The 18,383-nt window shown below is 61.6% G+C and carries 27 protein-coding genes; 14 read left to right on the top strand and 13 right to left on the bottom strand.

Annotated features, from left to right (window positions below):
• Positions 1 to 3 precede the first annotated feature (3 nt).
• From SC1_RS09510 to SC1_RS09480, 7 genes are all read left to right on the top strand, one after another.
• Positions 4 to 1,335: a hypothetical protein gene (locus SC1_RS09510; RefSeq protein WP_152682349.1), complete on the top strand. Its 1,332-nt coding sequence runs from the start codon at positions 4 to 6 to the stop codon at positions 1,333 to 1,335.
• Positions 1,336 to 1,436: 101 nt separating this feature from the next.
• A complete protein-coding gene (locus SC1_RS22415; protein WP_062180584.1) occupies positions 1,437 to 1,679 on the top strand; it encodes a hypothetical protein in 243 nt (80 codons plus the stop codon).
• The gene (locus tag SC1_RS09500; RefSeq protein ID WP_062180581.1) at positions 1,676 to 2,320 is read left to right on the top strand and encodes a hypothetical protein; all 645 of its coding nucleotides are present in this window, start codon (positions 1,676 to 1,678) and stop codon (positions 2,318 to 2,320) included. Before SC1_RS22415 ends, SC1_RS09500 begins: the two co-directional genes overlap by 4 nt.
• The gene (locus SC1_RS22410) at positions 2,321 to 2,923 is read left to right on the top strand and encodes a hypothetical protein (RefSeq protein WP_062180576.1); all 603 of its coding nucleotides are present in this window, start codon (positions 2,321 to 2,323) and stop codon (positions 2,921 to 2,923) included.
• The gene (locus tag SC1_RS22545) at positions 2,814 to 3,299 is read left to right on the top strand and encodes a lytic transglycosylase domain-containing protein (RefSeq protein WP_370568734.1); all 486 of its coding nucleotides are present in this window, start codon (positions 2,814 to 2,816) and stop codon (positions 3,297 to 3,299) included. The genes SC1_RS22410 and SC1_RS22545 overlap by 110 nt, the downstream gene beginning before the upstream one ends.
• Positions 3,299 to 6,097, top strand: a complete 2,799-nt coding sequence (locus SC1_RS09485) for a hypothetical protein (RefSeq protein WP_062180571.1) — start codon at positions 3,299 to 3,301, stop codon at positions 6,095 to 6,097. Before SC1_RS22545 ends, SC1_RS09485 begins: the two co-directional genes overlap by 1 nt.
• Positions 6,098 to 6,200: 103 nt before the next feature.
• Complete coding sequence (locus tag SC1_RS09480) at positions 6,201 to 6,539, top strand: hypothetical protein (RefSeq protein WP_062180568.1); 339 nt, start codon at positions 6,201 to 6,203, stop codon at positions 6,537 to 6,539.
• A gap of 45 nt (positions 6,540 to 6,584) precedes the next feature.
• Here SC1_RS09480 and SC1_RS22175 read toward each other — a convergent pair whose 3' ends face one another.
• Both SC1_RS22175 and SC1_RS22170 read right to left on the bottom strand, forming a co-directional pair.
• Positions 6,585 to 6,752, bottom strand: a complete 168-nt coding sequence (locus tag SC1_RS22175) for a hypothetical protein (RefSeq protein ID WP_193749142.1) — start codon at positions 6,750 to 6,752, stop codon at positions 6,585 to 6,587.
• Between the two features lie 36 nt (positions 6,753 to 6,788).
• Complete coding sequence (locus SC1_RS22170; RefSeq protein WP_193749141.1) at positions 6,789 to 6,938, bottom strand: hypothetical protein; 150 nt, start codon at positions 6,936 to 6,938, stop codon at positions 6,789 to 6,791.
• Positions 6,939 to 6,976: 38 nt separating this feature from the next.
• Here SC1_RS22170 and SC1_RS09475 point away from each other — a divergent pair, with 38 nt between their 5' ends.
• The 6 genes from SC1_RS09475 (at position 6,977) to SC1_RS09450 (ending at position 10,613) form a co-directional block, all read left to right on the top strand.
• Complete coding sequence (locus tag SC1_RS09475) at positions 6,977 to 8,596, top strand: hypothetical protein (RefSeq protein ID WP_062180566.1); 1,620 nt, start codon at positions 6,977 to 6,979, stop codon at positions 8,594 to 8,596.
• 93 nt (positions 8,597 to 8,689) lie between these two features.
• Positions 8,690 to 9,037, top strand: coding sequence for a hypothetical protein (locus SC1_RS09470; RefSeq protein WP_062180563.1), 348 nt, complete (start codon positions 8,690 to 8,692; stop codon positions 9,035 to 9,037).
• A 3-nt stretch (positions 9,038 to 9,040) separates the two neighbouring features.
• Positions 9,041 to 9,304, top strand: coding sequence for a hypothetical protein (locus SC1_RS09465; RefSeq protein ID WP_062180560.1), 264 nt, complete (start codon positions 9,041 to 9,043; stop codon positions 9,302 to 9,304).
• Positions 9,305 to 9,317: 13 nt separating this feature from the next.
• On the top strand, positions 9,318 to 9,869 hold the full coding sequence (locus SC1_RS09460; protein WP_062180557.1) for a lysozyme: 552 nt from the start codon (positions 9,318 to 9,320) through the stop codon (positions 9,867 to 9,869).
• Positions 9,869 to 10,342 (top strand): hypothetical protein, encoded by a 474-nt coding sequence (locus SC1_RS09455; RefSeq protein ID WP_062180554.1) that lies wholly within the window; start codon positions 9,869 to 9,871, stop codon positions 10,340 to 10,342. Before SC1_RS09460 ends, SC1_RS09455 begins: the two co-directional genes overlap by 1 nt.
• A gap of 1 nt (position 10,343) precedes the next feature.
• Entirely contained in the window at positions 10,344 to 10,613 is a 270-nt protein-coding gene (locus tag SC1_RS09450; RefSeq protein WP_062180551.1) for a hypothetical protein, read from the top strand.
• Positions 10,614 to 10,736: 123 nt separating this feature from the next.
• Here the strand turns inward: SC1_RS09450 and SC1_RS09445 are convergent, their stop codons facing one another.
• From SC1_RS09445 to SC1_RS09390, 11 genes are all read right to left on the bottom strand, one after another.
• Positions 10,737 to 11,114, bottom strand: coding sequence for a hypothetical protein (locus SC1_RS09445; protein WP_062180548.1), 378 nt, complete (start codon positions 11,112 to 11,114; stop codon positions 10,737 to 10,739).
• Positions 11,107 to 11,361 carry a hypothetical protein gene (locus tag SC1_RS09440; protein WP_152682347.1) on the bottom strand — a complete coding sequence of 85 codons (255 nt, stop codon included), beginning with the start codon at positions 11,359 to 11,361 and terminating at the stop codon, positions 11,107 to 11,109. Before SC1_RS09440 ends, SC1_RS09445 begins: the two co-directional genes overlap by 8 nt.
• Before the next feature lie 140 nt (positions 11,362 to 11,501).
• On the bottom strand, positions 11,502 to 11,720 hold the full coding sequence (locus SC1_RS21825; protein WP_152682346.1) for a hypothetical protein: 219 nt from the start codon (positions 11,718 to 11,720) through the stop codon (positions 11,502 to 11,504).
• 289 nt (positions 11,721 to 12,009) lie between these two features.
• Positions 12,010 to 12,375, bottom strand: coding sequence for a hypothetical protein (locus SC1_RS09430; RefSeq protein WP_152682345.1), 366 nt, complete (start codon positions 12,373 to 12,375; stop codon positions 12,010 to 12,012).
• A 121-nt stretch (positions 12,376 to 12,496) separates the two neighbouring features.
• Positions 12,497 to 12,883, bottom strand: coding sequence for a DUF4326 domain-containing protein (locus SC1_RS09425; protein ID WP_202966792.1), 387 nt, complete (start codon positions 12,881 to 12,883; stop codon positions 12,497 to 12,499).
• Positions 12,884 to 13,038: 155 nt separating this feature from the next.
• The gene (locus tag SC1_RS09415; protein WP_062180530.1) at positions 13,039 to 13,350 is read right to left on the bottom strand and encodes a hypothetical protein; all 312 of its coding nucleotides are present in this window, start codon (positions 13,348 to 13,350) and stop codon (positions 13,039 to 13,041) included.
• Entirely contained in the window at positions 13,340 to 13,558 is a 219-nt protein-coding gene (locus SC1_RS09410; protein WP_062180527.1) for a hypothetical protein, read from the bottom strand. Before SC1_RS09410 ends, SC1_RS09415 begins: the two co-directional genes overlap by 11 nt.
• Positions 13,555 to 13,827, bottom strand: a complete 273-nt coding sequence (locus SC1_RS09405; protein WP_062180525.1) for a hypothetical protein — start codon at positions 13,825 to 13,827, stop codon at positions 13,555 to 13,557. The genes SC1_RS09410 and SC1_RS09405 overlap by 4 nt, the downstream gene beginning before the upstream one ends.
• A 110-nt stretch (positions 13,828 to 13,937) precedes the next feature.
• Complete coding sequence (locus SC1_RS09400; RefSeq protein ID WP_152682344.1) at positions 13,938 to 14,609, bottom strand: hypothetical protein; 672 nt, start codon at positions 14,607 to 14,609, stop codon at positions 13,938 to 13,940.
• A gap of 290 nt (positions 14,610 to 14,899) precedes the next feature.
• Complete coding sequence (locus SC1_RS09395) at positions 14,900 to 15,985, bottom strand: flavin reductase (protein WP_062180520.1); 1,086 nt, start codon at positions 15,983 to 15,985, stop codon at positions 14,900 to 14,902.
• A 114-nt stretch (positions 15,986 to 16,099) separates the two neighbouring features.
• A complete protein-coding gene (locus SC1_RS09390) occupies positions 16,100 to 17,080 on the bottom strand; it encodes a nitronate monooxygenase family protein (RefSeq protein WP_062180517.1) in 981 nt (326 codons plus the stop codon).
• A gap of 121 nt (positions 17,081 to 17,201) precedes the next feature.
• Here SC1_RS09390 and SC1_RS09385 point away from each other — a divergent pair, with 121 nt between their 5' ends.
• A complete protein-coding gene (locus SC1_RS09385; protein ID WP_062180514.1) occupies positions 17,202 to 18,380 on the top strand; it encodes an acyl-CoA dehydrogenase family protein in 1,179 nt (392 codons plus the stop codon).
• The last annotated feature ends 3 nt before the right edge of the window (positions 18,381 to 18,383 follow it).

The following is an 18,383-nucleotide window of genomic DNA, read 5'->3' as shown; positions in this document are numbered from 1 at the left end:
CCCGTGGCGACCTTAAATGCGCAAACCGCATTCGGTCTTTTCGGTTATGCTCGGGTAGGATCGACACTCGGCACCTCGTTTGGTTCATGGACTGGCGGCACGGAGCCTTGGGTAGGCTTTACCCTGGACTATCTAATCACCGGCTCCACCGATGCCATGGCGATGGTCGGAAACACTGTTGCGACGTTCACGGCCACCAGCTTCACGGTTGACGGCGTTTCATGGGCTATCAGCCAGCCTGGCTCCTTCAACGGAACGTCAACCGATTACAACATCACGACCAGCGGGCCTGAATTCGCAAACGGGGTCAGCTATGCCGTCGTGGCAGCCGGTGCGGGATCGCAGAACCTAACTCCGTCGCTATTCACGAATACGCAGACCTTTTATGCTCCGACCGTTCTTGGGCCGGTCACCCTTCTGCCATCGCTTTTCAGCAACGCGCCCACCTTTTACCGCTCGATCGTCTATGCAGGCCATACCGCCGATGGGGACTTCCCTCTCCGTTCTACGTGGCTTCTTACGGGCCGTCGCCGCTTTAATCCGCAACCCCGCAAGATCACGGGTCTGGCAGCAAAGAATTCCGCGCATCCGGCAGCCTGGACGGACTGGCTTTTCTTTCCGTCTTCTGGTGGCCAGACGCTCTCGCCGGCGCTGCTCACCAACACGCAGACCTTCTACGCTCCGACAGTTGCACAGGTTCAGGTGCTTTCTCCGTCCCTGTTCAGTAATGCCCAAAGCTTCTTCGCCCCCACTGTCACGCGTGGGGCGGTATCTCTAACCGCGTCGCTGTTCGCTAATAGCCAATCTTTCTACGCTGCGACCGTCACGCGCGGCGCTGTTTCGCTCACTCCATCCCTGTTCACGAATAGCCAGAGCTTCCCGGCAGCCACCGTAACGGCGACCTATTCTCTTGCGCCGGCCCTCCTGACGAACGCGCAAGCCTTCTACGGACCGACTGTATCGCCGGGAGCGGTCACACTTTCGCCGACGCTGCTGAGCAACACACAGAGCTTTTACGGGCCGACCGTTACACAAAGCGCGATCGTCCTGTCTCCATCGCTTGTCGTCAACGCTCAGAGCTTCTTCTCGCCAAGCATTTCCGCCAGCAATTCGATGGCTCCGCCGCTCGTATCGAATGCGCAGACATTCTATGCGCCCACAGTCAGCAGCCGGAAGAACCTATCGCCTCCGTTCTACGCCAATGACAACAGTTTCTTCCCCGCCACGGTATCGCTCGCCAATCAAGTTCTTCGGCCCGACCTGTTCGTCAATGGCGGCGCTCAGGTGGCTCAGTCCCGCATGTGGCAGCCATTTATGCAGAGTTTCGCGGCGTGACGCCTTGGGATTCCCCGTGGTGGGGTGAAGTAGTGAAATGCGCGGAACGGGGCGGCCACACGGCAGCGGAGATAATCGAGAAGGTATCTCTCGGGCACGCAATGGGATGGCCTGTCGAAAACGGCTTTCTGGTGATCGAGCGCACGACCGACGAGGCAATCCGCATCTGGATTGGCGTTGGCGAGGGGGTTCGGGGCTGGTGCGGTGACGCGGAGGCCGAGATTTCAGCTTTCGCCCGCGAAATCGGGTGCAATCGCTTGCTGATCGAGGGGCGCCGCGGTTGGCGCCGCATTCTACCCCACTGGACGCAAATAGGTGATGATCTGGAGCTTGCATTGACATGAAATCGAAATCGAAGACCCAGCCAATCTATTCCAAGCAGATTGAGGGCGCCGCAAACAACATCACGAACGCCTATAATCAGGCCGCCCCAGGCCTACAGGCGGGCGCGACGAAGTTTGGCGGCATCCTCGATAGCGTAGTCAACCGCTACAATGCTGGCGACCCCAATATCGAGGCGGCCCGCGGATACAATGCGGACGTGCTGGGCGGGAAATACCTCAACGGCAACCCGTATCTTGACGGCATTATCGGACAGCAGGGCAACGACATCGCCAACAACATCTCTGCCGGGATGGGTACACGCGGCCAGACGGGCGGCAGCGCTCAGGCTGGTATCTTGTCGCGAGAGCTGGGCAAGAACGCTCTTGGGCTGCGTTATCAGGACTACGGCGCCGAGCGGGATCGTATGGGGCAGGCTGTCTCTCAGGTTCCGGGGCTCATCGCGGCAGAAAACGGCATTCTTGACCCCGCCTTCGCCGCATACGAAGCCATGCAGGCACCCGTCCGCGCGGCGGTCGGCGCGGGACAGGGGGTTGGCGGGCTCCTTGGCCAGTACACGAAAACCACCCAAAAGGGCTCACTCGCTGGCCTCCTCGCCCAGATGGCCGGTAACGCGGCGCAAGCTTATGCAGGAGGCGGCTAGATGGCTCTCGCACCCGGATTGATGCAGCAGCGCCCGCGCGGGCTTTTCGGAGCGCCCGCCCGCATTCCGCAGCAACAGCCTGCCATGACGGCCACAGAGCAGCCCATGAAAAAGGGCTTCGACTGGGGCAAGCTCATTGGTGTTCTAGGAGACAGCTTGTCGATCGCAGGTGGCGGGCAGGCTCAATATGTTCCGAACCTCATCGACCAGCGTAATCGCCAGCAGGCGCAGGCTTACGCGGAGCAGGCGTATCAACGCCGCCGCGGTGATACCTTGGCAGATCAGCGCGCGCTTCTGGAGTATAAGCGCGCAAATCCTGATCCCGACTATTTCGACGACAACGCAGGAAACCGCTGGTCGATCAACCCGTCGACGGGCGAGAAGAAACTGATTTTCCGAGACCCGAACGCCAAGCGTATCCCCCAAAAGACATATGGTCCGAACGGCGAGGAATATATCGAATACGTCGAGATTCCGAACATGGTCAACGAGGATGGCACAGTTCGTCCCGCAATGGCGCCTCAGGCGATGCCCCAGCGCCCCAAGGGAAAGCTCACCCCATACAATGGAGGTCAGACGGCAATCCCGTCTGGCAACTTTTAACGGTCGCGATCTGAACGCACTCACCGCTGGTGCGGAAAGCGGCAATCGAGACTATTACAGCGACGGTCGGGCGGTCGTCTCGCCGAAGGGCGCGCGGTTCGCAATGCAGGTCATGCCAGCAACGGCCCGCGATCCGGGTTTCGGCCTACGCGCTGCCAATCCGAATGACCCCGGCGACATGAACCGACTTGGCCAGCAATATCGTGCCGTGATGCAGAGCCGTTACGGTGGCGATCTGGCAAAGATGTGGGCCGCGTACAACGCAGGTCCTGGGGCGGTCGACAAGGCAATCGCGCGGTATGGCCCGCGTTGGCTCGACGCGATGCCTGCCGAAACGAAGAAATATGTAAGCGGCCTTATGGCGAGGGTTAAATAATGCAGCAGGCAGTAGACGAAGACGGCTTCATCTGGAACGTTGACGCGCAAGGCAACCCCGTGGGGGACCGCCCTGTCGGCAATGTGAACCAGCAGCAGCCGTCGCGCACGCAGGTGCGTCCCGGTGACCCAGCTAAAAGGTACGAAGAACCGAAGGCTGCCGCCAGTTTGGTCGGCACTCAGCTCGACAACGAGGCCAAGCGCGCCGCGTTGATGGAAGCCAAATACGGCAAGCTGCCTGCGGGCATGCGCTGGAAAACCGATATGTCGGGCGCTGAATGGATTCCCGGCGTGACGCCTCCGAAGGGAACTGATGGCGGCAAGGCGGACGCGGCTAAGGTCGGAACGTTGAAGACCGTGATTGACCAGATCAACCACATCGAGAACCTTTTTAACGAACACCAAAAAGGGGTGGGGCTCGGCTCGGTCCTAGATTATCTGCCGACGCAAGGTAACACGGCCTTCGATACGGCAGGCGCGGGCTTGGCTGATCTCGGGACAGCTGCGTTCAAGGTTCCCGGCATGGGGCCTCAATCGGATGCGGACGCCGCTCGCTTTGTCGCGGCGAACCAGCCGAGCCGCTGGGACACAGACAGCCAGGTTCAGGAAAAGCTTGGCGTTCTTCGCCGCCGTGTCGAAAACAACATGAAAGCAATGGGTCTTGATGCGCCGAAATGGGGCGCGCAGTACGATCCCGAGCGCGCAACCACGCAGAAGGCCGAGAAAGAACAACCAGACCCGTTGACGGGCTATGTCGGCAGCGATGGCGACTATTACGGCCCAGACGGGCCCGTTTCTGGCGGCCTTCCTCCTCCAAGGGGCGGTGGAGCACCCGGCGCCGCCAGTCGCGATACCGCGATGGGCGGCATTGATGCTTTCGGCCGCAATTTTGCGAATGCTGGAACGTTGGGACTCGCTGACAGGCTAGCCGCCGGCGCCAACGCGCTACTCCCCATCGACAACCTGTTTGGTGCGAATAATCGTTCCGTGTGGGACGGTAGCAGTTTCGGGCAGGCGTATGACGCCAACATGGGCCTTCAACAGCAGACCAACGCAGCCGATGACCAAGTGAACCCCGTTGCATCGTTCACGGGCGACGTTGGCGGGTCCATTACTGGGATGCTGGGCGCCAACGCGCTTTTGAAAGGCCTTGGCGCAGGCGGCCTCGTCGCCAGAACGGGCGGTGCCGCTGGTGATGTCGCCTATGGCACGGCTCGCGGTGGCGTCGAAGGAGGTGCGCAAGGCGCATTGCTCGGTGGGGGCGCCGCCCTGACTGGCAATGTGGCTGGACGCTATCTTCTTGCCCCTCTGGCGACCAAGGCGGCAGGGACGCGGGTTGGGCAGGCGGCGACGCAGGCAACGGGCCGCACAGCCAACGCCATCGGCAACGCGGGGCGTGGCCTATTCGGTCGCGCGCCGGTGCCTTACCGGGCTGGCGTCGTTCCGGCAGCCGTGACCGGCGGGGAGCGTGCCGCAATGGCCCGTATTCCTGATGATGTCAGCCAGCAGTTGACCAGCGCGCAGGAAATGGGCCTTCCTATGGCCCTCGCAGACACGTCGCCCCAGTTGCAGACGTTGGCGGGCTCAGTCGTGCGCAAGTCGCCCGATGCCTACGCTATGGCACGCGACACGCTGGGCGCCCGCGCTTTGGGACAAGCGGACCGAGCGCAGGGGCAGATCGCCCGCAACTTCGGACCGATCGATAACCCGAATGAGATCAGCGCAGCTCTTTTGCAGAAGGCTCGCACGGATAGCGCGCCTATGTATGAGGCGTTTCGCGCCCTGCCCGCTCGGACGTCGCCGGAGCTGGAATCCATGCTTGCCACCCCGGCTGGGCGTGAAGCACTCGCGAACGCTCGGACTATAGCAGCCAATGAGGGTCGCGACCCGAACGCTATGGGCTTTGACCTCGACCAGCAGGGGCAGGTAATCCTTCGTCAAGACCCGTCCCCGGAAACGCTCGACTTCGTGAAGCGCGGCCTTGACGATGTAGTTGGCGGCTACAAAAACCCCATGACGGGCCGCTTGGACCTGAACGGTCAAGGCGCGTCAGTGGAAGGTCTCCGCAAGAACTTCGTCAAGGAGGTCGATACCCTCTATCCCGGAACTTACGCACAGGCGCGGGCGGCATATGCTGGCCCAGCATCGGAACGCGAAGCCTTGCAGGTCGGACGCGACATGGCGAACGCCAATCCTCGCGACATTGCCCCCCGCATGGAGGGAATGACGCCAGGGCAGCGCGAGCAGTTCAAGCTAGGCCAGCGTGTCGCGATGTCCGACAACGTGGACAAGGTTCGCTATTCGACGAACCCGTATCAGAACATCTATGGTTCGCCCGTCGCCCAACAGCGCGCAGCGACAGTCTTCGGGGACGCCTCCGCCGCTGGAATGAAGGCGGCCTATGATGCCGAGCAGCGCATGGCCCAAACCGCCTATGACACGCTTGGCGGCTCGCCAACGGCCATGCGCGCCGCGGCTGACGAGGCATTCGACACTGGACTGCCGGGGTTGGTAACTGACGCTGTTGCGTCTTATGCGACCGGCTCAGGCGGGCAGGGGATTACGCAAAAGGCGCTGACCAAGATTGTCGACAATGCTAGACTTCGAGGAAGCAAGAAGCGCGCAGACCAACTCGCCCCTCTCCTGTTCAACACCGATCCTGCGGCTGTTCTTGCCGCAGTTCAGGCGCTGGGCAAGAAGTCAGCGGCGCGGGATGTCTACGTCAAGCGGGCCCGGAAAACTGGCGGTCTCTTCGGCGCCAGCCTCGGGAGTGCGGGCGCTCTCCCGTTTGTCCAATAGGTTCTGGATAAGAACCCTCCCGATACCGGCGCAGACCAAGACCAGCGCCATATAAGCCATATCACTCATCCCACATCGCTAACACGAAAAGGAACGGGAAACCATGAGTTTTTCCGCCTACTCCCTCACGCCCAGCGCGAACCTCACGCTGGCGGGGCTTTCGCTTGCCGAGAACAGCACCGCACTGGCGAGCTACAACAACCAGATGCGCCAGATCATGGCGGATGGGCGCGAGCTGTACAACACGGTTGCCGCGCTTGGTAACCCCCTGCTGCTGACCGGCGGCACGGTGACGGGGAACATCATCCGGTCAGGATTCGGCGGGCACTACTACGCCAACGACAGCGGCCACACGGGGCCGCGCATCTATTCGCTGGTTGACGGCTCCCCTGCCCCTTCATCGCCTCCTGCGGGCTCGTTGGTCGTCTATTATGCCGCTTAAGGTGATTGTCGGTTCGGCGACCAAAGATGCCGCCAGAGCGCAATTCTACCCGTCGACTTCGCCAAAGCGCGTCACGCGTATCGAGGCATGGAACGGCAGCGCCTGGAAACTGGTGCAGTCGTTCGCCCCTCCCATGTCGCTGTCGATCGCCCCGGCATCGGCAGAGGGTGAGGTTAGTTCGCCCTTCCCTGCAACTGTCGATTCCAACGTCATCATCGCAACCCCTGCGGGCGGGATAGGGCCGTTCTCCTATTCATGGTCGGTGACGGGTCCAATCGCCGTCAACAACCCGACGAATGCCGGCTGCTCATTCTCGGCGACCTGCAACCCCGGACAGACGCGCAGCGGCACAGCCACATGCACCGCCACCGATAGCCTCGGGACCGTCGCCGTAGCCACCGCCCCTGTCATCTTGCGCAATAATAGCGAGGCATAGAATGTTCAAATACACCGACGCCTTCACAAATCGCAGCGGCGACGCGCTTCCCGGCTACTACGCGCGGCTGTTCGATGCTGATGGCAATCAGGTCGATATTTTCGCGGATGCGAACGAGACGCCTATTTCTACCGTGTCGGGCGTGGCCAATGCCGCCCTGAGCGATGAAAACGGCATGTTCCGTTGGTATGTCGTCAACGGCGCCTATGACATCGTGTTTTCCGATGCCAACGATGTGTTCGTTTCCCGTGAGGCCGGCGTTCCCATGTTTGAGGCGAGCGGGGTCTATACGGACCTGTCCGGGGCGACGGGCGCCACACTAGTGGGCACGCCAACGGGCACAGTTCAGGACGACATTGATGCCCGCCCGACAGCAACTGCACTCGCCGCATCTGGTGGCGCTGCGCTGGTGGGGTATGGTGCGGTGACGGTTAAAGCGACGCTAGATGAAATCACCTCTCCATCGGTGAAGGTCCAGCGCGGTGTGGCTACGGGCGACACTAACAACGAGCGCAGCAACCAAGCTGTCGGCATCAACACGCTTGCGAATAACACGTTCGTCAAGAACGGCTACAGCGCGGGCGGCGGGTTCTTCTACGATCAAGGTTCGTGGAACACTGCCATCGGTGACTATGCGCTTGAGGATAACACGACCGGGCATCGTAATATCGCGATCGGGCGAGAAGCACTACGCGATGTCACCACCGGCTATTACAACATGGGCATCGGCGTGTGGGCTGGGTGGAAACTCACGACCGGCATCCGCAACGTATTCATTGGCACGCAGGTCGGGCAAAACGCGACGACGGCGACAGACAACACCGGCATCGGTGTGTCCGCGCTGAACAATCTGACGACCGGTGCCCAAAACACCGCCTTTGGCCATGCCTCCCTGCAAGCGGTCACGACAGCGAACAACAACACGGCGATCGGTCGGCAGGCTGGCCTCAACGTCACCACGGGCGCCGATAACACGATTGTCGGCTTTCAGGCGGGCTCGGCGCTTACGACCAGCCCCTACAACACGGTCATGGGTGCGGCAGCCTTGGGCGCGTGCGTGACAGGGCAGGAGAACTCGGCCTTCGGTCGCCGTGCCCTGCTTTCGGCAACGGGGAACTATAACAGTGCATTCGGTTGTGATGCCGGTGTGTCGGTCACGACCGGCACGCAAAATACCTTCATTGGGTATAGCGCCTCGTCGTCCACGACGACCGGAACGAACAACATCGTTATCGGGTATAATGCACAGCCGTCGAGCGCTTCTGTCAACGACGAGGTGACGTTCGGCAACGCCAATGTCGGACGCCTGCGCCTTGGCGCTGGAACCTTCGATGTCTCCGCAACCAACCTGATACTGTCGAACACGGCAACCGCTGGCGGCACGACCGGGGCGCGCACGATCAACAAGCCTGCGGGCTCGGTCAACTTCGCTGCTGCCGCAACGTCCCTGGTGGTCACCAATTCGCTCGTTACGGCTGCGAGTATAATCATCGCCACTGTCGCAACAGCGGATAGCACGATGAAGTCGGTTGTCGCTGTTGCGGGCTCAGGCTCGTTCACGCTGACGGCCAATGCTGCTGCGACTGCTGAGACGCGCGTGAGCTTCTTGGTGATCAACTGATGACCAACCTCTACGCACTCATTGCGCTCGCGGCGATCATCGTAGCTCCGTTCGCGGTTATCCTTTGGCGGTATAGCAGGGGAGTGGCCGGGGATGACTAGCATCGGAGACACGGCGCAAACACGCGCGATCGCCGAGCAGGTAGGCCAAGCCGCTGCGGAAATCGCAATCCGCGACTTTGTGAACCAGCATCCGCACTTTGCTCCGACACCTGCCGAAAAGGCCGAAATGCCCACTTTGATGAAATGGGGCGGCGGTATCGCCGCGACGATCATAGCTGCCGCTATCATTTGGATGGCGGCGACATTGAACAGCCTGCAAATCACCGTCGCCCGCATGGACGAGCGCCAACAGCAGGACATGACAGGCAAGCGCCTCGATGCCGTGGAAACACGCGTGACGACCCTCGAAGCCTATCACCGCGCGATGCCGAAAGGATAAGACATGAAGCTGATCCCACATTGGCGCGTCCTCTGGCGAGCATGGTCCGTGCGCCTGAACACATTCGGCCTCGCCATCCTCGCATGGTTCGCCGTCGATCCGGTGAGCTTGCTCTACGTCTGGAACCTCATGCCAGCGAGCGTTCACGCGCTGCTGCCGTCGCAGGTCATTTCGGTGCTCGGCGCGCTTCTGTTCGCACTGTCGTTGATCGCGAAGTTCGTCCGTCAGCCCAAGATGGAAAGGAAAATCGATGCCAAAACAGAATAACACGATCCAGCCCATGGACCGCGCGGAATCGTCGGCCAAGACGAAGGTCATCGGCGGCGGCTTGGCTGCGGCGCTTTTGCTCGCCACGCCCTTCATCGCCAAGTGGGAAGGCAAGTCGAACAGCCCCTATGTCGATATGGTGGGCGTGAAAACCGTGTGTTACGGCGAGACGCGCGTTGTCATGCGGACCTATACCGACGCCGAGTGCGAGGCGATGCTTCGCAAGGCTGTTGAAGCTTTCGCAAAGCCGGTGGCCGATATGACGCCGACCATCGCTGATCGTCCGAACCAGTTGGCGGGGGCATCGTCCTTCGCCTATAACGTCGGCCTCGGCGGATATAGCACAAGCAGCGCGCGCCGTCTGTTTCTCGCTGGCGATTTCAAAGCGGGCTGCCGTGCGTTCGGAGCATGGAACAAAGGCACGTTCTCCCAGTCTCAGGCACAGCGCCAGATCGCCAAAGGCGAGGCCTGCACCCGCAAGAAGAATGGGCAATACCTCTGCACCATCAAGGGGCTGACGAACCGCCGTGCCGATGAAACTGCAATGTGCATGAAAGGCCTCTGATGTTCGGCGTCAGCAAATACGTCGCTATCGGCGCTGCAATCACCGTCACGATCCTGCTCGCATGGTCGCTTCGTCTCGACGCGCTACGGGCAGACTGGCGCGAGAAGTTCATGGGCCTCACCGCAGAGGCTGGCGAAGTTCTCGCCGCCGTCCGCCTCGCCTCGGACAATCCCAAGCTGCAATGGAAGGACACCAGCCGCCAAGTCGAGGAAATCAACGCCTCGCGCGCAAGCTGGAAGAACGCTGCCGAGCTGCAATCGGGAACGATCGACGCCATGGGGCGGGACACCGAACGGCTGCGCGCTGAAAACGCTGCCCTGTCCAAGAAGGTCGCCGCGCTGAACGCCAAGCGAGAGGCGCTGGTCCGCAAGCTGAACACCGACGCCCTTGACCCCGGAGACGTGGCCGATTGCTGGGCGCAGATCCAAAAGACCGAGGACGCCTTGAACCTGCTTTATCGTGAAAGCTTCTGACATGCGCGCACTGATCCTGATCCCCGCCCTGATCCTCGCCGCCTGCGGGCCGCGTGTGGTGACGAAAGAGACGGTAAAGACCATATCCGTGCCGGTGGTCCAGAAATGCGCCAGCGCGAAGCCTGAGCCGGTCCCTGCGCTCAATGAGCAGATGACCGAGGCGCAATGGCTGGCGCTCTCGCCCAAGCAGAAGGCCGAGACGGTGGCGGCACAGGCGTTGCGGCGTCTTGGCTACTCGGACGCGCTGGGGGCTGCTACTTCGGCTTGTTGATTGCCACCCCGCCTCATTTGTGGCAGAAGGAAGTGCGCGGCGGACAGTTGAGTCCGTCAACGAGAACCAGCGGCAACCTCAACATTGCAAGCTGGCTAGTCCATGAAAGAGCGGTGAAAAGGGTCATCGCCTACGCTTGCGTTTGGATTGCCGAAATTCGCGCACGGCGGCGAGTTTGGACTGGGGGTTCCCGGTTGGCTCGCCGCCTTCGCTCTCACCCACGCCCACCTCTTCACCAATAGCGGCAGACAGGGCAGCGCGAGCAACTTCTCGCTCACAATCCCTGGCGCGCTCTGTCATATTCGCCCAATCGCATCCGTCTGCCTTCATGACGATGGCAGTGGCAACCCGATCAACAGCTTCTTCCGACGCCATAAAGGAGCGGACGGCTGCGGCGGCAGCCCTCAACTGGCTCGGCGTCGGGATCGAACCGCTTTCGAGCGCCAGCGGTTCACGAAGGCCCGCTAAGATCGCCGCCGCCAATTCATCCTGCTTATTCATTATGGCTCTCCGGGGTGAGAAGGTGGGCGTTCAGAAGGTTCAGCCGCTTCATCAGGGTGAATTGGGACGAGCCTTCTCCACGCGGGATTCCGGCAGCGTCGCAAACTTCATTGGCCTTGCGGATGATAGCGAGCATAAAGCTTCGATCCCCCCGCCGCCGCCGTTCGACGATCTCCCAATTCTCGCGCAATGCCTTTCGCTGGCAGTGGATCCGGCGGTCGAGCTTCTGGCGGATCGGATCAGACACCCTCCCCTCCTTGTTTGGCGAGGATGGCATCATATGCAGCGCGAGCCTTCTCTCGCATCGCCCCCGCTGTTTCGTGAACATAGGCAATGTCGCCGAGCGCCTCCCTTGCCGTCGTCAAGGCCTCCCTGAGGGCGGTGAGGTCATTCCGCATCACGCGCGCCCCAAAACAGCTTTTGGCGGTCGAACTCGTATTCCATCTCGTTGAACGCCTCGAATGTCGCGAGTAGAAACGCCGGATCGGCAGCGCCTTCCATGGCAGCCTTGAATCGACGATCACGCGTGCAGAAACGGCATGCGCATCCGTTCCCCTCGACTTTCCCAGTCACCCCACCCGACCGTACAGAGCTATCCTTGGTCATGAGGGGGTGTCCGACTGGGGTTCGGGCGCATCGGCTGCGCCGACCGAGCCACCATCCTTCGGACCAAGCCCGTTCCGGTCTTGGCGCTGTCGCGTAGGTGTCTCTTGCGCAAGAAGGGTGCGGGCTAACCTGACAGCGACCATTATGTCGTGACACTCTTCTAGCGTGGTGTTCAAGCCCTTGGCGAACCGTTCAGCCCTATCGATGGCTTCGGATGCTCGATTGCGGAGGCGTTGAGCGTTGGCCTGCACGTGGATGCCAAGGCAGTCATCAAACGGATCGTCTTCGATCATTCCGCAGCACCCCTCTCCCGGAGAGCCGCGACGCATATCGACATCGCGGCGGAGTTGCCCTCGCCTTCAAATTCGAGGCAGTCCGGTCCTTGCCCGTCGACAAAGACGTAGCGAAAGACCTTCGCGACCTTGTAATGGCTGTCGTATGACCATTCGCACCCCGTCGAGATTAGCATCACGGCATCGTCAATCGACTTGGTGTAAAATGGGGCTCCTTCGCTGCCGGTCGTGATTTCGCCGCGCCGCCACCTGCCCCCAAGCCCAGCGGACCACGTCGGATTGGGGATCGGCTCCCATCCAAGGTAGCGGAATATCTCTTCGTCCAACTCCCGCCAGCCGAGAAGGCTCTCTTCGATCCGCAAGGCTAGTGCGTTAGCGATGCCAGCTTGGCCCAAGACCGCAGGGCTTGGCGGCGTAGCCGTGGCAGCGCGGGGCTCGTCAGAGCCAACGCCCTGAAAAGGTTGGGGTAATGAGGTCATACGGTCAGGCACGGGAGGGGGCCTTGTTGGCGAGTTCGAGCAGCACGTCGGCGTGGCAGGGTTCGTCGAGCGAGCAGAAACAAGCGAGGTTCTTGCCGCGCAGCCCCGGCAAGCCTTCGACAACCAGCCGCCGCAGATAATCGCTGTCTTTCAACATGTGCGTCAGGCCAACGCTCGTCGTCAGCCATTCGCGGTAGAGTTCGACGCAATAGGCTTGCGCACGCTCGGGGCCATAGCCAACCTCGATAGCACCAGCCACGGTCCACGGGTTGCCGAAGATCGTCGGGCGCGCAACCTTCACCGTGTTCGGGGGCATCTTCCAGCCCTTGGTGCGTCGGAGCTGGACGCGAACAGGTTGCCCATCCAACCCCATATCTAAATCCTTACCCATGATGATCGCTTTCTGGATTGGTGGGGGCCGCGAGGCGCTGAATCAGCCGATGCATTTCGACAATCGCATCTTCTAGCGCGGGGACGTCTGACGAAGGGATCAAGATCGCCCGGTCCGCTTTCTCAAGCAGTTCGATAAGCGCGGGTTTGTTACGGTCAGTCATCGCGGACATCCTCTTTCAGCGCGCGTATGGCTTTCACGATCTCACCCCACTGGGTGCTTGGCCGCTTGGAAAGCTCCTCGATCAAAGCTGCCGCCTGTTCGATCCCGGCATTCTTGAAAGCCTGTGCGCGAAGAGCGAGGTTCAATTGAGCAGCTTCGACGGCCCTGATGTGTGCCGCCGCCTCGCGAAGCAGCCCGCACTTGACCTCGGTCAGCGCTTCCGCTTCGTCGGCCATCTCCGAGCCGTCCCAGTCGTAGGTGTAGCCGAGAAGGCGAGTGACGAGCGTGTCAGGGTCAGTACCCATGAGAGGAGTCCTTGGTGGGGGTGATGCTGATGACATTCGCGTTGAACTCGATGCTGGTGCCGTCATCGCCACCGTAGGGTTCGGTAAGCTCGGCAACGATGGTGACGCGGAGGGCGCCGTGGGCCTCAAGGTGACGCTTCAAAGCGCGGCGACCTTTCATCACGTCGACGATGGCGTAGGTGCTTTTGATCTTGGGCGGCTTGGTCATGGCGCGGTCCACTCATGCTCAGTTGCGACGGGATCGATCAAAAACCGCTGGAACATCGCCATGACGGCCTCTGCGTCCTCTTTGCGGGCGAATCTGAGGGCCTCCGACGCATCCTTGGTGAAGTTGAACGGGATGGCGTATTTGCGAAGCTCGTCGCCGTCATACGCGCTCACGTCATACCTCGGCCAAGGCTTGCCATCGAGCTTGAGCCAGTGAGTGTGCGGTCCGAACTTGGTTTCGATCAGCCAGCCCTGCGTAGTGTCAGCCATCTCATTGCCCTCCATTTCGCGCGCGGTAACGGGGTGGGGTGATCGTCATGGGTTGGGCGGGGGTGGGCGCGTGGAACTCAGCAACACGGGCGAGAAAGCGGTCCACCAGCTCAGAGTAACCCAAGCTGCAAAGGACCTCGTTCGACAGCAAGTCGAACTGGCGATGTATCTCGTCCTCGTCTTGCAGTCGCTCGATTTGCGCGCATCTTTCCAATGATGCCGGAAGTGAAATGACCTTGCTCCAATCGATCGGCGTAAGCGTTTCGCCCACGCCATCTCCAGATGCCGTCAGACCCTTGCTCGTAATCCAGGATGTCGACTTGCTGGTCGCGCTGGTCATAGCGATGCCCGTTCTGCGCGAGGGACGTGCTGTCCACGCTGACGAAGGGATATTGGCGGGCAACAAGAATCCCACGAAGCATGTGCAGAGGATGCCATGTGTTGCCCATCAGGGCCGCCACCTCGTCCATTTTCCGAAAATAGGCCTCGCAGCCCACCGGCTCTTTCTTCGGATCGCCGATCCAACCGACGCATACGCGCGGATGCCGCTCGCAGAGTCTCGCCAGTCGTTCTATCGACCCGTCCATGTGCCAGACCGGCGCGCCTCGATCCCCAAACGGCCAATCGTTCAGAAGCCCGTCGTTGAGCTGGGACGGCGCTGCCGGACTGTCCGGCATGATCGCCCACCGGCCCGGAGCGAATAGCATCCGTTCCAGCCAATCGTAATAGGCGTTCCACCAAAGGTGACGGTCGGCTTCGTCCCATTCGCGCCCCGCCCGCATGGCCCGCATCCAGAAGGAAAAGGCTCCGTGGTCGAAACATCACCTGCGGACAAACAGCCAGCACCGCCTCCAAATCTTCGGGGCGGAAGAAGGATACGCAAGCAGCGCGACCCGGCATGACGGCGTTGAGGGCCGCGCGCGGGGTCATTGGCGTGCCGTGGTAAATTACTGGCCTTTCCGGTTCGCCAACCGGCACGGGACTCGGCAGGCCGCCGTTGTCAAGCTTCGGGGGTTCGCCAGCGTTATGTGGTTGGTTCGACATAACAGGGTGATGCCCACCCTGTCCGCCATCAGCCGAAATGCAGGCGACGGTATTTTCCGCGAAAATAGAGCAAGGGGTCGCGATGCGGCTCGAACTGCGCGCGCACTACCCGACCGACGAGGATGAAATGGTCGCCCGCTTCGTGCAGCGATTCGTGCTGGCACTCGAACGAGACGAGCGAGCTGCCTAGCAGCGGCACGCCCGTCTGACCCGGGGCCCACGGCTGGCCTGCGAACCGGTCTTCGCCCTTTGCCGCAAAACGGTTCGATGTCGGCTGTTGGCCGATCTGCAGCACATTCACCCCAAAATGCGCGGCTTGGCGTAGCGCGGGCGCGGTTCCGGCGGTGTTGGCGATGCACACGAGCAGCAGCGGAGGATCGAGCGAGACCGACGTGAAACTGTTCGCGGTGAGTCCGACGGGGGCTCCTTCGGCATCGAGGGCGGTCACGATCGTGATGCCCGTGGCAAAGCAGCCCATTGCATCGCGCAGCGTGCGCGGATCGGATCCCGCCTTGAATTCCATCGCCTCGCGCGGCTGCCGACGTTCGAGGAACTCGAGAAGCTGTCCAAGCAGCGCTTCCCGGCGATCTGACGCCAGTTCAAGGTCGCAATCATTGATGTCGGCGCTCTGTCCGAGCGGCAACGCCGCGATGAAGGCATCGCTGTGAGCGCTGGCCTGCGCGGGAGAAAAGCCGCCGCGAACGACGAGGGTCGGCAGCGCGAGGCGCGCTGCGACGCCGCTTGCTCCGTCGCCGTCATCAGGGGGCATGTCGACGAGCACAAGGCCGGCGGCGAGATGCGCCCCATCATCAAGGCCGAGCGCGCGCGTTGCGATCCAACTGCCGCGTCCCGCCGCGACCACGACCGGCCGCGATCCCATCTGCGCAAGAACAGCGCGCAAATCCTCAATATGCGGCGCGAGATCGGCGCCATCCCGAAGGTCGAGATTGACGACGCGGCGCCCGGAAAGCACAAGAGCCTCGGCGACATCCCGCCAGCTTGCGCGGTCCTGCCCGATTTCGGGGACGAGGAGCACCGCTGGGTCATTTTCGTCGCCCAGCATGTCGGCCGCCAGAACAACGCCGCCGAAACCCTTGTATTCGATAAGGCTCAAAAATCCCCCTTGCCGCGCCGGCGGGCGGTTGCGCCGGCGGCATTCGATATGATCAGATCGTGATGAATCGGACCATATCGAAAGCGCGTGCGCTGCGCCAGCACGGCGGACGTGTCAGGCGCGCATCGACGCGAGCCGCCCGTCGACGATCGCGTCGGCATCGGCGATGATCCGGTCGATCAGTTCCTTACAGGTGGGGATGTCGTGGATAAGCCCCTGCACCATTCCGGCCCAGAAAACGCCTTTCGAAAGGTCGCCGGTCTCCAGCAACTCGCGGCCCGCCTTGCCGTTCACCAGTTCGGCGACGTCGGCAAAGGTCGCATCGGGGACAGCAAGGCGGCGCACAACCTCCTCGCTCACTTCGCTCTTTCCGACGCGCGCAGTGTTCTTAAGGCTGCGGAAGATCAGGAAGCTGCCGCGCTCGTCGTTGTCGATATAGGCCTGTTTCACATTCGCGTGGATCGGCGCCTCGACCGTCGCGCAGAAGCGCGTGCCCATGTTGATCCCTTCCGCACCCAAGGTAAGCGCAGCAACGAGACCACGCCCGTCGCCGAAGCCGCCCGAGGCAAGCATAGGAATCTTCACCTTGTCGGCAGCGGCGGGGATCAGGATCAGGCCGGGGATATCATCCTCGCCCGGGTGGCCCGCGCATTCGAAACCATCGATCGAAATGATGTCGCAGCCCGCGCGTTCGGCCGACAGCGCATGGCGGACCGCCGTGCATTTGTGGAGGATCGTGACGCCATGGGGCTTCAGCATTTCCCAAATCTCGCGCACGGCCTGTGTACCCGCGGTCTCGACAATCTTGACTCCGCCGTCAATGATAGCCTGAGCATAGGCCTTGTAATCGGGGGCATTGATCGTCGGAAAAACGGTCATATTCACGCCGAAAGGCTTGTCAGTCATCGCGCGGCAGCGCTCGATTTCGGCGCTGAGTGCGGCGGGGGTCGGCTGGGTCAGCGCGGTGATAATGCCCAGTCCGCCAGCATTCGACACGGCGCTGGCAAGTTCGGCATAGCCGACGCTCTGCATGCCGCCCTGGACGATCGGATGCTCGATACCCAGCATTTCGGTGATGCGTGTCTTGAAAGCCATCCTCTGTCCCTTCTCGGTTGTCCTGCCCCTACGGCATCTTCGCTTCGACCCATGAAATAACTTGACGCTTACGTCAACGTCGGGTTGAGCGATTATATAGATAGCGAAGGGAATCGGGATTATGACAAGCGAAGGTATATCGGATCGGGCACTGGCCATTGCCGCCAAGGTCGAAACCTTCGTTCGCGAAATTGTCGTTCCTTATGAAAAAGACCCGCGCCGCGACCACCACGGCGCGCCGACTGACGAACTTGTGATGGAAATGCGTGAGCATGCGCGTGCAGCAGGGGTGCTAACCCCGCACATCCTGGGCAACGGCGATCATCTGAACCAGCGCGAGACGGCGGTCGTTCTCATCAAGAGTGGCCTCTCCCCGCTCGGCCCGCTCGCTTGCAACACCATGGCACCCGATGAGGGCAATATGTACCTCCTTGGCAAGGAAGGCAGCCCCGAGCTCAAGGAACGGTTCCTGAAGCCGATGGTGGCCGGTGAAGTGCGCTCGGCCTTCTTCATGACCGAGCCTGCTGACGAAGGTGGCGCGGGGTCCGACCCGTCGATGATGAAGACGACCTGTCATCTTGATGGCAATCATTGGGTGGTGAACGGTCGAAAGACCTTCATCACCGGTGCAATGGGTGCGCGCGTCGGTATCGTGATGGCAAAGTCCGAGCAGGGCGCATGCATGTTCCTCGTCGACCTGCCCGATCCCGCAATTCGCATAGACGACGTGCCGAATACGATCGACAGTTCGATGCCCGGCGGCCATGCGACGCTGACCATCGACAATCTCCGCATCCCCGCCGACCAGATGCTTGGCGAGGCAGGCGAAGGCTTTCGTTATGCGCAGGTGCGCCTGTCCCCTGCCCGCCTGTCGCACTGCATGCGCTGGCTGGGCGCTTGCATCCGTGCGCACGAGATCGCGACCGACTACGCCAACCGCCGCGAGGCGTTCGGCAAGCCGTTGATCGACCATGAGGGCGTCGGCTTCATGCTCGCCGAAAATATGATCGACCTTAAACAGGCCGAGTTGATGATCGACTGGTGCGCGGGGGTGCTCGACACCGGATCGCTTGGCACGGTTGAAAGCTCGATGGCGAAGGTCGCGGTGTCGGAAGCTTTGATGCGCATCGCCGACCGCTGCGTCCAGGTAATGGGCGGGACCGGCGTGACCGACAAGACGATCGTCGAGCAAGTGTTTCGCGAGGTCCGCGCCTTTCGCATCTACGACGGCCCCACCGAAGTCCACAAATGGAGCCTCGCGAAGAAGATCCGCCGCGACTGGAAGTCTGGGCTCGCCTGACAC

The organism is Sphingopyxis sp. C-1 (assembly GCF_001047015.1).
In the GTDB taxonomy this organism is placed as follows: Bacteria; Pseudomonadota; Alphaproteobacteria; order Sphingomonadales; family Sphingomonadaceae; genus Sphingopyxis.
The sequence above is the reverse complement of the archived record's forward strand: the minus strand, read 5'-3'. Positions and strand labels throughout refer to the sequence as shown.